Origin of the sequence: Micromonospora sp. NPDC049101 (assembly GCF_040648675.1) — a bacterium.
Lineage (GTDB): Bacteria > Actinomycetota > Actinomycetes > Mycobacteriales > Micromonosporaceae > Micromonospora.
Genome location: NZ_JBEZED010000052.1, coordinates 1 through 14,296 on the forward strand (window position 1 = coordinate 1; position 14,296 = coordinate 14,296).

Here is a 14,296-nt window from a genome sequence, read left to right on the forward strand (position 1 = left end):
CCTGGTCCCGCTGGCGCCGACGACGCCAATACCAAGCCCGAACCTGCCACTACCGACGACACGGCTACCCCTGACCAACTGCCGTTGCAGTACTAGGGCGCGAAAAGTCGACCGCGCGGCGATATCGAAGGGCTGCGCGAGAGCGGGTGTGGCCGCCCACCGGCACGGCGTGCGGCGTTACGCGGGCCTGACGGGTGCCCTGGTCCGGCCCAGGGTGGCGAGGAAGAGGATCAGGCCCGCGGTGGTGAGGACGAATCCCGCCCACACCGTGGAGAGGGTTCCCCACCCGGCGCCGATGGTGACGGCACCACCCATCGCGCCGAGCGAGTTGGCGAGATTGAGGGCGGCCAGGTTGAGGGCGCCCATGAGGGTGGGCGCGTCCGGTGCGAATTCGGTAAGCCGTACCTGGATGGTGGGAATGGCGAACATCATCGTCGCTCCGACGCCGAACAGTGTCGGCAGGAGGATCAGAATCTCACTGCCGAGGAAACCGATGGCCGCGAGCAGCACCAGGACATAGCCGAAGCCGTAGATGAGCGGTCGGCTGCCGTACCTGTCGGCGGCCCGGCCGCCGAAATAGTTCCCGAATGCCATGCCGAGACCGAAGACGGCGAGGGCGACGGGGATGAGTGACGGGCTCTCGCCCGCCGCGTCGGTGACGAACGGCCCGATGAACGTGTAGACGGCGAAGATGCTGGAGATGCCGAGCGCCGCGACCGTGACCATGAGCCAGACCTTGGGTCGCCGAAAGGCGCCGAGTTCGCGTGCCACGGAGCTGCCGTGCAGGTCGTCGGTGCGTGGCAGCCATGCCAGCAGCGCCGCGCCGGCCAGGAGACCCACGCCGATGACGGTCCAGTAGGTGGCGCGCCACCCGGCGTGCTGGCCGACGAGGGTGCCGAGCGGTGACCCGAGGACGGTGGCCACGGTCAGGCCGCCCATCACCGTCGCGAAGGCCCGTCCGCCCTTGCCCGGCCCGTAGACGTACGCGGCGACGACCGCGCCGGCGCCGAAGTAGGCGCCCTGCACGCTGCCAGTGACGAAGCGGAAGACGACGAGGGCCGCGATGTTCGGGGCCAGGGCCGAGAGGACGTTGCCGACGAGAAAGAGCGCGAGCAGGCCCAGCAGCAGGGTACGGCGGTTGGCCCGGGCCGCGAGCAGTGTGATCGCCGGCGAACCGATCATGACACCGAACGCGTAGGCGCTGATCGCGTACGTCGCGACCGGGATGGACGCGTCCAGGTCGGAGGCGAAAAGTTGGATGATCCCGTTGCTGCCGAACTCGCCGGTGCCGATGGCGAAGGCGCCCAGGGCCAACGCGAACAGCGTCAGCCCCTTCCGGCGACCCGGTTGCGCGGCGGTACTCCGCTTCGCCTGCGGGGCGCGCCGGGATTCGTACGGCTTGTTGAACACACCGGGTCGGTCCGAGTCGGTCCGAGTGTTGCTTGCTGACGCGGTCATGGAGCCCTGTCCTTGCCGAGGAATACCTTCCGGCAGATGATGACGACAGGTAGTTGACAATTTCTGAGTGAGCTTTCGGAGCAGTGCTGTCCACAGGCGAGCCCAGGTGACTGCCGAACCGGACAGATCCGCACGGCCACGCCCGAGCGCGACGCCGCCCGCCGAACCACTCAGCCCAGCCGGCAACCTCAGCGCGCGGGGCACAGATCCCCATCCGTGCCGAAACAGATGGCCGGCGCTCGTACCGACAGACGTGGTGTTCTCGACGACTCGCCGCCGGGGTATTTCCACCCTTCCATGCCGGCGGCTGCGCGGACGTCCGTTTCGCCCTGAGTGACGAGTCCGTTCGGCGTGGCCGGACGTAGACTTGGCGGTACCGCGAGCAGCGGGATGTTCACGATCCGTCAAGTGAAACAGGAGCTCGAATTGTCGAAATCGGCCGCTGCCCGTCACGCCGACGACGGAGCACGGCCGGTCAGCGGCAGCCTGCGGTTCCAGATCCTGGGCCCCCTGCGAATCTGGCGCGACGACGTCGAGTTGAGCGCCGGGCCCCGACAGCAGGGCAATCTGCTGGCCCTGCTGCTGGCCCGAGCAGGGCGCCCGATCAGCGTGAGCAACCTGATCGAGCTGCTCTGGGGCGAGGACGCGCCAACCAGCGCCACAAACGTCATCCACAAGTACGTCGGCACCCTGCGACGGCTGATGGAACCCTCGCTGCCCCCGCGCGCAACCGGCTCGTACCTGCGCCGGCACGGTGGCGGTTACCTGTTCGCGCCAGGTGCTGGCACCCTCGACCTGGTCAGCTTCCGCGAGTTCACCAGCGCCGCCCGGGCGAGTCTCGCGCTGGGGGACCGCGACAGGGCGCTCGACAGTTACGTCGAGGCACTCCAGCTGTGGCGCGGGCCGGCGGGCGACACGTACGCCGCCGGGTCGGCCGCGACGTCGATCTTCGCCGCGCTCGACCGCGAGTTTCTCGACGTGTGCGTGTCCGCAGCCGAACTCGCGGTGTCGCTGAACTGTTCGGGGCGTGTGTTGCAACCCCTGCGCCTGGCCGCCTCGATGGCGCCGTTGAACGAACCGGTGCAGGCGAGTCTCATCTCCGCGCTGGGCACGGCCGGTCACCAGGCCGACGCGCTCAAGGTGTTCCGGACGGTGCGCTCCCGCCTCCTGGAAGACCTGGGCATCGATCCAGGGACGGCGCTTGAGGCCGCGCACCGGCACGTGCTCACCCAGGCGACGACGGCCCAGGACGCCGCGGGCGCCGGTCGGGGGCAGACAGTCGACCGCCTCCCGCCGGAGCCGCTGGTGCGACCGGCGCAGCTGCCACCCGACCTGCCCACCTTTGTCGGGCGTACCGAAGAACTCGCGACGCTCGGCGCTCTGCGCAGCGGATCGGATGGCGCCGGTCGGACCGGTCCCCTGATCGTCGCTCTGGACGGGATGGGCGGGGTCGGCAAGTCCACGCTTGCCGCGCACTTCGCACACCTGGTTTCCGGCGACTTCACCGACGGGCAGCTGTACCTGGACCTGCGCGGCGACCAGACCACGGACGAGAGCGTGTCCGCCGGGGACGCGGTCGGGTCACTGCTGTCGTCGCAGGGTGTCCACGTGTCCAGCATTCCGGAGACGCTCGCCGCGCGGGTCGGCACGTTCCGGAGCCTCACCGCCGGCAAGAGCATCCTCGTGCTCCTCGACAACGCCAGCGACTGTGCGCAGGTGCGCTCGCTGCTGCCCAACTCGCCGGAGAGCCTGGTCCTCGTGACGAGCCGCAAGCCGCTCGTCGAGCTTGCCGCCATCGACGGAGCCCACCTGCTGCACCTTGACCCTCCGGACATGCTGACCGCCCGTGAGCTGGTTCGGCGCCGGCTCGTGAGCGCACCGAACCGCGCCGTGGCGGGCCTCGCCTCGCCGGCCGACATCCTGGACGAGATCATCGAGCTGTGCGGTCGCCTACCGCTGGCGCTGGCAATCCTGGCCGGGCGACTGAGTGCCCGTCCGCGCCTCGCCCTCGCCGACGTGGCTGCGGAGTTGCGTGACGGCACGCAGCGGCTCGCCGCCTTCTCCAGCAGCCACAGCGTTCGGGATCCGCGGGCCGCCTTCGCCTGGTCGTACCGCCAGCTCAGCCCGGACGCCGCCCGACTGTTCCGGCTGTCCTCCGCCGCCATGGCGCCCGGCCTGTCGGCCGCGGCCTCCGCCAGCCTGGCCGGGCACCCGGGGCCGGTCGCGCGCGCGACACTGCGGGAACTCGCCGACGCGGCGCTGCTGGACGAGGACGACAGGGGGCGCTTCACGTCGCATGTGCTGGTCAAGGCGTACGCGCAGGAGCTTTTTCTGACGCACGAGCCCGCCTCGGACAGGGCGGCGGCGACCACCCGGCTCCTCCAGCACTATCTGCACAGTGGATACCGGGCGGCGATGGTGCTGGCACCGGAACGCCCAGTTGTCGCGCCGTCTCCGGTGCCGGCCGGCGTCGCGCCGGAGCAGCCCACCACCTACGACGAGGCGATGCGATGGTTCGACGACCACCGCGAGGTGTTGCCGGAGGCGGTGCGGCGCGCCGCCGAGGGTGACTTCGGCATCGCCGGGTGGCAGTTGGCCCTCACCATGCAGCCGTGGTTGCGGCGCAGCGGGCGGTTCCACGACTGGCAGGACATCATGCGTGTCGCACTGGCGTCGGCCAGCGACAGGGGAGACCGGGTCGGCGCGGCGCACGTCATGTGTAGCCTGGCCGACTCCTGTTCCTACCTCGCCGCGCACGCGGAGGCCCTCGACCTGCTCTCGGACGCGCGACAGATCTTCGCGGAGCACGGCCTGCTGGCGGAGCAGGGCGTCGTGCACTCCACCCTGCACCGGATCCACACCGAGCTCGGCCAGCACCAGCGTGCGCTGGAGGAGAACGAGAGAGCACTGGCCCGGTACCGTGCCGCCGGCATCGAGCAGGGTGAGATCTGGGCATCGGCGGCGCAGGGCCGCTCGCTCGTCCGGCTCGGTGCTCTCGACGAGGCCATGTCGTGCCTGGACGAGGCGCTCGCTCGCAGCGAGAAGAGCGAATGGACGACGGACGAGGCCGACATCCGCATCTCGATGGCCGAGTGTCTCGGTGCGATGGGCCAGCAGCACCGGGCCGTGGAGCACCTCGAACGGGCAGTCGACGCGACCGCCGAGGCGCAGAACCGGATCGGCGTGTTCGAGGCCTCGATCCTGCTCTGTGAAGCACACCTGGGCCTCGACGAGGTGCCCGGCGCCTGCCGGGCGTGGCGGCAGGCGTGCGACGCGATGCACGCCATGCAGAACGGTGGGACCCGAAACATGCGGGACAAGGTCTGCGACATGGGCGACAAGCTGACCGAGGTCACCGAATTCTGCCCACGATCCCAGGACACGCAGAGGTGACCCAGGCGCCAGCGGGGCGGGTGACGCTGCTGGCCGGCGCGGCACACCCGCTGTTGCCGTCACTGACCGAGACCACGGCACGGATTCACGAACATGACATCCGTGCGACGATCGGAGCCGGCAGGTGGCGGGCCCACGTGGGTGAGATCGGGCTTTGAGCGCGATGAGCCACGATGCCTTCGCGGCGCACGCCACACCGCTTACCCGAAGGGGGCTCCTCGATGACCGATCACCAGACGCTGGACATGTGGTTCGACCCGCTCTGCCCGTGGGCGTGGGTGACTTCGCGCTGGTTGCTCCAGGTGGAGCAGGTCCGGCCGGTACGCGTCAGGTTCAAGGTGATGAGCCTCGCCGTGCTGAACGCCGACAACGACAGCGTGCCGCAGGAGTACGCCGATCGCCCGGAGGTGTACTTCGCTCTGCGCCGAGAGGCGTGGGGGCCGGTGCGAATCTGTGTCGCAGCGGCCCGGACCGCCGGTCCCGAGGTGTTGCGCGACCTCTACACAGCACTGGGTACCCGGATCCATCCCGGTGGGCAGCAGCCCGGTGACGAGCTGTACCGGGCGGCCCTGGCCGATATCGATCTCGATCCGAACCTGGCCGCGGCGGCCGGCAGCGAAGAGTACGACGACGAGTTGTTGGCGAGCCACCACGCCGGGCTCAAGCCGGTCGGACTCGACGTCGGCACACCGATCATTCACGCACCCGGACCGGACGGTACGACAGTCGCCTTCTTCGGCCCGGTGGTGACGCCCGCCCCGCAGGGCGAGGCCGCGGGCCGGTTGTGGGACGGCGTCCTGCTGGTCGCGGGCACGCCCGGGTTCTTCGAGCTGAAGCGGTCCCGCGACACTCCGCCGATCTTTGGGTGACACGCGATGGGAGCCACCGGCCGGTGGCTCCCATCGATCTTCCAGTCGGGTTCGAGCCGTTCATCGCACGCTGGGTTCACCGCCGCGGATCCCGCCGGGCGGTTGCCAAGATGAGCAGTGAGGACCCTGTCGATGCTCACCTCGAAGACTTGCGAACGTCCGGACGGTGCCCGGTGACGCGGCGTGTCGTCATCACCGGGCTCGGTGTCCGTGCCGCCGGTGGCAACGGTGCCAAGGAATTTTGGGATCTGCTCTGCTCGGGCCGTACGGCGACCCGGCGGATCTCGTTCTTCGATCCTTCGCCGTACCGGTCCCAGGTTGCCGCCGAGGTCGACTTCGACCCGGTGCTGGAGGGCTTGACCCCTCGGGAGACCCGCCGGATGGACCGGGCCACCCAGTTCGCCGTGGTTTGTGCGCGAGAAGCCGTCGCGGACAGCGGGCTGGACGTCGGAACTCTCGACCCGTACCGGGTCGGGGTCAGCCTGGGCAGCGCGGTCGCCGCGGCGACCAGCCTGGAACGCGAATACCTCGTGCTCTCGGACAGCGGCCGCAAGTGGGTCGTCGACCCCGAGCTGGTGTCGCCGCACATGTTCGACTACCTGGTGCCCAGCGTCATGCCGGCCGAGGTGGCCTGGACTGTGGCGGCCGAGGGCCCGGTCACGATGGTCTCCAACGGCTGCACCTCGGGCCTGGACTCGGTCGGACATGCCGGGCAGCTGATCCGGGAGGGCAGCGCCGACGTGATGCTGGCCGGCGCATCGGACACGCCGATCACCCCGATCGTCGTCGCCTGCTTCGACGCGATCAAGGCGACGACCACACTCAACGATGACCCGGAGCACGCGTCCCGGCCGTTCGACGCGACCCGTAACGGGTTTGTGCTCGCCGAGGGCGCCGCCATGTTCGTTCTCGAGGAGTACGAGCACGCGCGCAACCGTGGCGCACACATCTACGCCGAGTTGGCCGGCTACGCCACACGCTGCAACGCCTACCACATGACCGGCCTGAAGACGGACGGCCGGGAGATGGCCGAGGCGATCCGGGTGGCGCTGGACGAGGCCCGGCTGGATCGCAGCGACGTCGGCTACGTCAATGCGCACGGGTCCGGCACGAAGCAGAACGACAGGCACGAGACAGCCGCGTTCAAACGCAGCCTGGGGCCGTACGCGTACGAGGTGCCGATCAGCTCGATCAAGTCGATGGTCGGGCACTCGCTCGGCGCGATCGGCTCGGTGGAGATCGCCGCCTCGCTGCTGGCCATCGAGCACGGCGTGGTCCCGCCGACGGCCAACCTGCACACCCGCGATCCCGAATGCGACCTGGACTACGTCCCTCTGACCGCCCGTGAGCAGGCAGTGCCGAGCGTGCTCACGGTGGGCAGCGGCTTCGGTGGCTTCCAGAGCGCGATGGTGCTGCGACGTCCGGAGGAGACCCGATGACCACCCCGGTGTACGTGACCGGCATGAGCGTAGCTGCGCCCAGCGGGCTGGGTCTCGAACGGTTCTGGGACGGCCTGCTGGCTGGGCGCAGCGGCATCGCGCCGCTGGCCCGCTTCGACGTCCAGCGCTTCCCGGCCACTCTGGCCGGCCAGATCACCGATTTCGAGGCGCGCGAGCACCTGCCCAGCCGACTGCTGCCGCAGACCGACGTGTCCACCCGGCTCGCTCTGGTGACCGCCGACTGGGCGCTCGCCGACGCCAAGGTCGACCCGTCCGAGTTGACCGATTACGACATGGGCGTGGTCACCTCGAACGCCGCCGGCGGTTTCGAGTTCACCCACCGGGAGTTCCAGAAGCTGTGGTCGATCGGTTCGCAGGCGGTCAGCGTCTACGAGTCGTTCGCCTGGTTCTACGCGGTGAACACCGGCCAGATCTCGATCCGCCACGGCATGCGTGGCCCGAGCAGTGCGCTCGTCGCCGAGCAGGCCGGTGGCCTGGACGCGGTCGGCCATGCTCGCCGAACCGTCCGGCGAGGCACCGCGCTGATGGTGACCGGCGGCGTGGACTCCGCTTTCGACCCGTGGGGCTGGGTCTCGCAGATCGCCAGTGGGAGGGTTAGCCGGGCCGTCGACCCCACCCGGGCGTACCTCCCCTTTGACGCCTCGGCCTGCGGCTACGTGCCCGGCGAGGGCGGCGCCGTGCTGGTCCTGGAGGACGCCGCCGCGGCCCGTGCCCGGGGCGTGCAGCGCGTGCACGGTGAGATCGCCGGCTACGCGTCCACCTTCGATCCGCCGGCCGACTCGGGCCGCCCGCCCGGCCTGCGCCGCGCCGCCGAGATGGCCCTGGCTGACGCCGGGATCGAGGCCGGTGAGGTGGACGTGGTGTTCGCCGACGCGCTGGGTGTCGCCGCCTCCGACGCCGCCGAGGCCGAGGCGATCCGTGGATTGTTCGGCCCGAACGGGGTGCCGGTCACCGCGCCGAAGTCGCTCTACGGCCGGCTGTACTCCGGCGGCGGTCCGACCGACCTGGTCACCGCCCTGCTGTCCATCCGCGACGGCGTCATCCCCGCCACTGCCGGGACCGCTGACGTACCCGCCGACTACGGCATCGATCTGGTGTGCGGCACCCCGCGCTCCGCTCCGGTCCGTACCGCTCTGGTGCTGGCTCGCGGTCTGTGGGGCTTCAACGCCGCCGTCGTCGTCCGTGGGGTCAACGATTCGCTCGAGAAGGAGACCTACCGATGAGCAACTTCGCCGTCGACGACCTGCGCCGCATCCTGATCGCGTGTGCCGGCGAGAGCGAGGCCGACCTGAACGGCGACATCGCCGACCGCCAGTTCGACGATCTCGGATACGACTCGCTCGCCCTGATGGAGACCGCCGCACGGATTGAACAAGACTACGGTGTCCGCATTCCCGATGAGCAGATCGTGGAGCTGGACACGCCGCGCGCGGTGGTCGACGTGGTGAACGCCGTCCTCGTCGAGGCGTCATGACGCACCGGCGGGTGCACTCGCGGGTGGTGGCGGTGCCCGCCGCCACCGTCTACGGCCTGGTGGCCGACGTGAGCCGCTGGCCGGTCATCTTCGAGCCCAGCATCCACGTCCACCACCTCGAACGCGGCGAGGGTCACGAGCGTTTCCAGTTGTGGGCGATGGTCAACGGCGAGGTGAAGAGCTGGACCTCGCGGCGCACCCTGGACCCGGAGGCCCTGCGGATCACGTTCCGCCAGGAGCACAGCCAGCCACCGGTCACCTTGATGAGCGGTGAATGGATCTTCCGTCCGCAGCCGGACGGCGGCACCGAGATCGTGCTCGTGCACGAGTTTTCGGTCGCTGGCGGCGAACGGCAGGTGGCGTTGCTCGAGCAGGCACTGGACGCCAACAGTGAGCGTGAGCTGGCTGCCCTCGGCCGCATCGGCGAGCTCGAACATCCCGTCGACGACCTGGTCTTCACCTTCTCCGACGAGGTGGAGCTGCCGGGCACCGCCGCCGACGTGTACGACTTCGTCTACCGCAGCGACCGCTGGCCGGACGCGCTGCCGCACGTGCGGCGGGTGGTGCTGCGCGAAGAGGAGCCCGGCATCCAGGACATGGAGATGGAGACCGTCACCGGCGACGGCAGCACGCACACGACACGTTCGGTGCGGGTTTGCCTGCCGGGGGAGCGGATCGTCTACAAGCAACTGATCCCGCCGGCGCTGCTGACCGGGCACAGCGGTTCATGGCTGTTCAGTGAGCGGCCGGGCGGGTCGCTCGTCGTTGCGGAGCACACCGTCGCGATCAACCCGGCCGCGATCACCAGCGTGCTCGGCGCGGGAAGGACCGTGGCGGACGCGCGGAGCTTCCTGCGTGCGGCCCTCGGCCGCAACAGCCGGGCCACCCTGACGTACGCCGGCGCCCACGCGAGCGAACGGGCGGCGGTCTCGCCGGACGAGGGCGTTCCGCGATGAGCTTGATGGCCGGCGTGAGCCGTACCGACGGTCCGTCCGGCAGCCAGCGGTTGGTCGAGATCGCCGACGGCGTCTTCGCCTACCTGCAGCTGCCCGGCGGGTGGTGCGTCAGCAACGCCGGTGCGGTCTCCGGGCCCGAGACGCTGATGGTCGTCGACACACTCGCCACCGAGCAGCGGGCCCGCCGGCTGCACGCGGCCCTCAGCGGCCTCGGCGGGCCGCGCCGACTGGTCGTCAACACCCACCATCACGGCGACCACAACTTCGGCAACCACGTCTTCGACACGGCCACAGTGGTCGCGCACGAGCAGGCGCGGGTGGAGATGGCCGAGACCGGCCTGGCGCTCACCGGGCTCTGGCCGGACGTGTCGTGGGGTGACGTACGGGTCACTCTGCCGACTCTGACCTTCCGCGATCGGGCCACCGTGCACCTCGGTGACCGGGTCGCCGAGCTTGTCCACGTCGGCCCGGCGCACACCACCAACGACGTCCTGGTGTGGCTGCCTGACACCCGTGTGTTGTTCGCCGGGGACGTGCTGCTCAGCGGCGCGGCCCCGTTCAACCTGATGGGCTCGGTCAGCGGCGCGGTGACGGCGTTGCAGCGCATCCGGGAGCTCGACCCGCGCGTCATCGTGTGTGGGCACGGGCCCCTCGCCGGGCCCGAGGTGATCGACGAGAACCTCGCCTACCTGCGCTGGATCCAACAACTCGCCGAGGAGGGCGCGGCGCAGGGGATGAGCCCGCTGGAGACCGCGCTGTCGGCGGATCGTTCCGCCTTCGACCACCTGCTGGACCCGGAACGGATCGTCGGCAACCTGCACCGCGCGTACGCGGAACTCGCCGACGGACCGCTCGGGCGCCCGCTCGACGTGGTCAGCGTCTTCGGCGAGATGGTCGCCTTCAACGACGGACGCCTGCCTGCCTGTTTCGCCTGACCCGCTTACTCGAAGGACATTCGATGACTTCACCGCGTACCTGGCCGATGCGCCGGGTCCTCGCCGTAGCGGTCGCCGCCGCCGCGGTCCTCACTCTTTCCTATCAGCCGCTGCGCAGCGAGGGGAAGCCGGCGGCCTTAACGGCGGCCGGCCAGAGCGCCCACTCCCCGCACCTCGCCGCGGCCGGACACACCACCTCCTCCCAACACTCGGCTGCGTCGGACGAACCCGCGCCGCAGCGCGCCGACGCCACCGGCAAGGCCGTCGACGTCTGTCTGGTGCTGGGCAGGCCGGAGATCGAACAGGACCTGCGGTTGCCGGCGAGCGTGGCGGAACGCCTCTACCAGGGCACCCGCTCCTACCCGGGTCCGTGCGCCGACTACGGCCCGGCCCAGCGGGTCGGTACGGGTGGCAGCGTGCGGATCGCCACCCAGAGCGTCGGCAGGCGCCCGATCAGCATGTCGTTCGTCTTCGACAAGGGCATGCTCACCGGGCTGCCGGCCGAACTGTCCGACGGCAAGCACTGCTACGACGTCAACGGCGACGGCGCCATCACCCGCGACGCGGAGTGCGTTCACGAGCACGAGTACATGCTCCAGTTGCCGCAACGCTTCCGGCAGCGCGTCGGCGGCCCGTTCAAGTGGGCCATGCTCAACTGGGACCCGCGCGGCCACGCACCCGATCCGATCTACGGCGTGCCCCACTTCGACCTGCACTTCTATCTGCAGGAGGAAGCCGAGACGATGGCGATCGGCACCGGGCCGTGCGGCGGGATGAACCTGATCGACTGCGACGACTACGCGCGGGGCCGCAAGCCGGTGCCGCCGGCCTACCTGCCGGCCGGCTACGTGGACATCGACGCCGTGGTGCCCGGCATGGGCAACCACCTCGGCGATCCGGCCTCTCCCGAGTTCAACGGCGCACCGTTCACCCACACCTTCCTGTACGGCGCCTTCGACGGCGACATCACGTTCTACGAGCCGATGATCAACAAGGCCTGGTTCGACGACTTGGGCGCCGGGCGGGCCGCCAACTCCTGCACTCCCATCAAGCTGCCGGCCGCGTGGGAGGTCGCGGGTTGGTACCCGACGCAGTACTGCGTCGCCTACCGGCCGAACCGGCAGGACTTCACAGTCTCGGTGACCGGTTTCGTTCAGCGGTCCGCGTCCTGAGTGTGAGGGCGACCGCAACCGACAGGAGGAACTGATGCTTTCCACCGACTCCGCGGTCGACGGCGCCTCCACCTTCGACCTGGCCGACTATCGCGACGCGATGGCCCGGTTCCCGACCGGGGTCGCGATCGTGACCACCCACGACGAGAGTGGTACGCCCTACGGGTTCACCGCCAGCTCGCTCTGTTCCGTCTCGCTGCACCCGCCGATGCTGTTGGTCTGTCTGGCTCGCACGGCGAACTCCTACCCGGTGTTCGCCAGCAGCGGGACCTTCGCCGTCAGCATCCTCGGCGCACACCACACCCAGCTGGCCCGGCGCTTCGCCGGCAAAGGCGTCGACAAGTTCGCCGCCGGCGGATTCGAACGCACCGCCGGCGGCGCGACGGTGCTGGGTGACGCGGCCTCGGTGCTGGAATGCGCGGTGCACAGCCGGCACACCGCCGGCGATCACATGATCCTCGTCGGCGCGGTCTGCGACGTGCGGGTTACCGGAGACACCGAGCCAGCGGTCTACTTCGACCGTGGCTTTCACCACCTGCGCGGTCCGGCTGACGGCGGACCGGCCGGCCCATGACGACGACACCGGGGGAAGCCATGCCGGCGATCAAGCCGATCACCGCCGACGACGACACGCTGCGGGCCCACCTGAGCGACGCGGAGGCACCGGCCCTACTGATGACCGTCGCCCACCTCACCGGCGACCTGTCGATCCTGCGTGACGATCTGCGACCCAACGGCTGGCTCTTCCTGCCACAGGGCGGCCTGACGGACGAACAGCAGGATCATGCCCGCGAACTCGCCCTCAACGCGCTGCGGCGGCTGCGCGAAGGAGCCGCGGTGCCCCGGCTCGACCGCGGCACGCTGCGGCGGGTCACCAGTTGGGCGATGGGCGGCGACACCGAGGACCTTGTGCCGTTGCTTGAGCAGGAGTTGATCCTGCCCGGCGAGGACCCGAAGGCGCCCGACTGGCGGCTCGACCAGGTGGCCCCGGACCGAGACGCCCGGGTGGTCGTCATCGGCGCCGGCCTCAGCGGACTGCTCGCAGCGCACCGGCTCACCCAGGCGGGCGTGCCGGTCGTGGTCTACGAGAAGAACCCCGACCTCGGCGGCACCTGGTTCGACAACCACTACCCGGGCTGCCGGGTCGACGTGCCCAGCCACCTGTACAGCTATTCGTTCGCCACTCGTACCGACTGGCCCGACCACTTCTGTAAACACGACGAGTTGCTGTCCTATCTGCGGGATTTCGCCAAACAGCACGGCCTGCTGGACCTGATCCGCTTCAACAGCGAGATCCGCGCGGCGCACTGGGACGAAGCGGCCGGTCAGTGGCGGCTGACCGCGGACACTCCCGACGGGCCACGCACCGAGCAGTGCACAGTCCTGGTCAGCGCCGTCGGTCAGCTCAATCGCCCGCACGTGCCGCAGTTCCCGGGCAGCGAGGAGTTCGCCGGTCCGGCGTTCCACTCGGCCCGGTGGGATCACCGCGTGGACCTCACGGGCAAGCGGGTCGCGGTGATCGGCACCGGTGCCAGCGCCTTCCAGTTCATTCCGGAGGTGGCCAAGCAGGCGAGCCGACTGACCGTCCTGCAACGCACCCCGCCTTGGCTGCGGCCCACCCCGCACTACCACGACGCGGTTCCGGCCGGCGTCCAGTGGCTCTACGAACACCTGCCGTACTACGCGGCGTGGCAGCGGTTCTGGTTGTTGGCGCCAGGCCTGCGCGGCGTACTGGAGGGCTGGGTCGTCGACCCGGACTATCCACCCAGCGAGCGTGCCGTGTCGGCGCTCAACGACCAGTTGCGCGCCACGCTGACGACATATCTGGAGAGCCAGCTGACCGACCGCCCCGACCTGCTGCCACTCCTCCTGCCGCGCTACCCGGTCGGAGCCAAGCGGGTGCTGCGCGACAACGGCAAGTGGCTGGCCACCTTGAAGAGCGACCACGTCCGCCTGGTTACCACGGCCGTCGACAGGCTCACCCCGGACGGCGTACGCGACGCGGACGGCGAGCTGCACCCGGCCGACGTGATCATCTATGGCACCGGATTCCAAGCCTCGCAGTTCCTTGCCCCGATGACCGTGACCGGGCGCGACGGCGTCGACCTGCACGACTACTGGAGCGGCGACGCACGCGCGTACCTGGGACTGACCGTGCCCGGCTTCCCCAACCTCTTCTGTCTGTACGGGCCGAACACCAACCTGTCCGGGCAGGGCGGCAGCATCATCTACTTCTCCGAGTGCGGGGTGACCTACCTCGTCGACGCGGTGCGCAGGCTGGTGCAGGGTGGGCACCGAGCCATGGAGGTCCGCCCGGAGGTGTTCAGCGAGTTCAACACCTGGGTGGACGAGGCGAACTCCCAGCGGGCCTGGGGCTTCTCCAACGTCAGCAGCTGGTTCGTCAACGCCGCCGGGCGGACCGCGCAGAACTGGCCGTTCCCGGCCCAGGACTACTGGCGGCGCACCCGGGCCGTCGATCCGGCCGACTACGAGTTGCGCTGACCACGAACGTCGGCCGGGGGGGGGGGGGGCCGGCCGGCCCCGCGGCCGGGCGGGGGGGGCGGGGGCGCCCCGGGGGC

The 14,296-nt window shown here is 70.1% G+C and carries 12 protein-coding genes; 11 read left to right on the plus strand and 1 reads right to left on the minus strand.

Annotated elements, in window-relative coordinates; all coding sequences use genetic code 11:
- Positions 1-177: 177 nt before the first annotated feature.
- Positions 178-1,458 (minus strand): MFS transporter, encoded by a 1,281-nt coding sequence (locus tag AB0B57_RS36460; RefSeq protein ID WP_357080916.1) that lies wholly within the window; start codon positions 1,456-1,458, stop codon positions 178-180.
- Between the two features lie 408 nt (positions 1,459-1,866).
- Here AB0B57_RS36460 and AB0B57_RS36465 point away from each other — a divergent pair, with 408 nt between their 5' ends.
- The 11 genes from AB0B57_RS36465 to AB0B57_RS36515 all read left to right on the plus strand — a co-directional run bounded on the left by AB0B57_RS36465 (position 1,867) and on the right by AB0B57_RS36515 (position 14,219).
- Entirely contained in the window at positions 1,867-4,851 is a 2,985-nt protein-coding gene (locus AB0B57_RS36465) for a BTAD domain-containing putative transcriptional regulator (RefSeq protein ID WP_357080919.1), read from the plus strand.
- On the plus strand, positions 4,848-5,009 hold the full coding sequence (locus AB0B57_RS36470) for a hypothetical protein (protein ID WP_357080921.1): 162 nt from the start codon (positions 4,848-4,850) through the stop codon (positions 5,007-5,009). Before AB0B57_RS36465 ends, AB0B57_RS36470 begins: the two co-directional genes overlap by 4 nt.
- 63 nt (positions 5,010-5,072) lie before the next feature.
- Positions 5,073-5,720 carry a disulfide bond formation protein DsbA gene (locus tag AB0B57_RS36475; RefSeq protein WP_357080924.1) on the plus strand — a complete coding sequence of 216 codons (648 nt, stop codon included), beginning with the start codon at positions 5,073-5,075 and terminating at the stop codon, positions 5,718-5,720.
- 173 nt (positions 5,721-5,893) lie between these two features.
- Entirely contained in the window at positions 5,894-7,159 is a 1,266-nt protein-coding gene (locus tag AB0B57_RS36480; protein WP_357080927.1) for a beta-ketoacyl-[acyl-carrier-protein] synthase family protein, read from the plus strand.
- The gene (locus AB0B57_RS36485; protein ID WP_357080930.1) at positions 7,156-8,403 is read left to right on the plus strand and encodes a ketosynthase chain-length factor; all 1,248 of its coding nucleotides are present in this window, start codon (positions 7,156-7,158) and stop codon (positions 8,401-8,403) included. Before AB0B57_RS36480 ends, AB0B57_RS36485 begins: the two co-directional genes overlap by 4 nt.
- Positions 8,400-8,654, plus strand: coding sequence for an acyl carrier protein (locus AB0B57_RS36490; protein WP_357080933.1), 255 nt, complete (start codon positions 8,400-8,402; stop codon positions 8,652-8,654). Before AB0B57_RS36485 ends, AB0B57_RS36490 begins: the two co-directional genes overlap by 4 nt.
- Positions 8,651-9,610, plus strand: coding sequence for an aromatase/cyclase (locus tag AB0B57_RS36495; RefSeq protein ID WP_357080936.1), 960 nt, complete (start codon positions 8,651-8,653; stop codon positions 9,608-9,610). Before AB0B57_RS36490 ends, AB0B57_RS36495 begins: the two co-directional genes overlap by 4 nt.
- Before the next feature lie 5 nt (positions 9,611-9,615).
- The gene (locus tag AB0B57_RS36500) at positions 9,616-10,545 is read left to right on the plus strand and encodes an MBL fold metallo-hydrolase (RefSeq protein WP_357080947.1); all 930 of its coding nucleotides are present in this window, start codon (positions 9,616-9,618) and stop codon (positions 10,543-10,545) included.
- Between the two features lie 23 nt (positions 10,546-10,568).
- Positions 10,569-11,717 carry a hypothetical protein gene (locus AB0B57_RS36505; protein WP_357080939.1) on the plus strand — a complete coding sequence of 383 codons (1,149 nt, stop codon included), beginning with the start codon at positions 10,569-10,571 and terminating at the stop codon, positions 11,715-11,717.
- 34 nt (positions 11,718-11,751) lie between these two features.
- Positions 11,752-12,291 (plus strand): flavin reductase family protein, encoded by a 540-nt coding sequence (locus tag AB0B57_RS36510; RefSeq protein ID WP_357080942.1) that lies wholly within the window; start codon positions 11,752-11,754, stop codon positions 12,289-12,291.
- Positions 12,288-14,219 carry an FAD-dependent oxidoreductase gene (locus AB0B57_RS36515; protein WP_357080945.1) on the plus strand — a complete coding sequence of 644 codons (1,932 nt, stop codon included), beginning with the start codon at positions 12,288-12,290 and terminating at the stop codon, positions 14,217-14,219. Before AB0B57_RS36510 ends, AB0B57_RS36515 begins: the two co-directional genes overlap by 4 nt.
- The last annotated feature ends 77 nt before the right edge of the window (positions 14,220-14,296 follow it).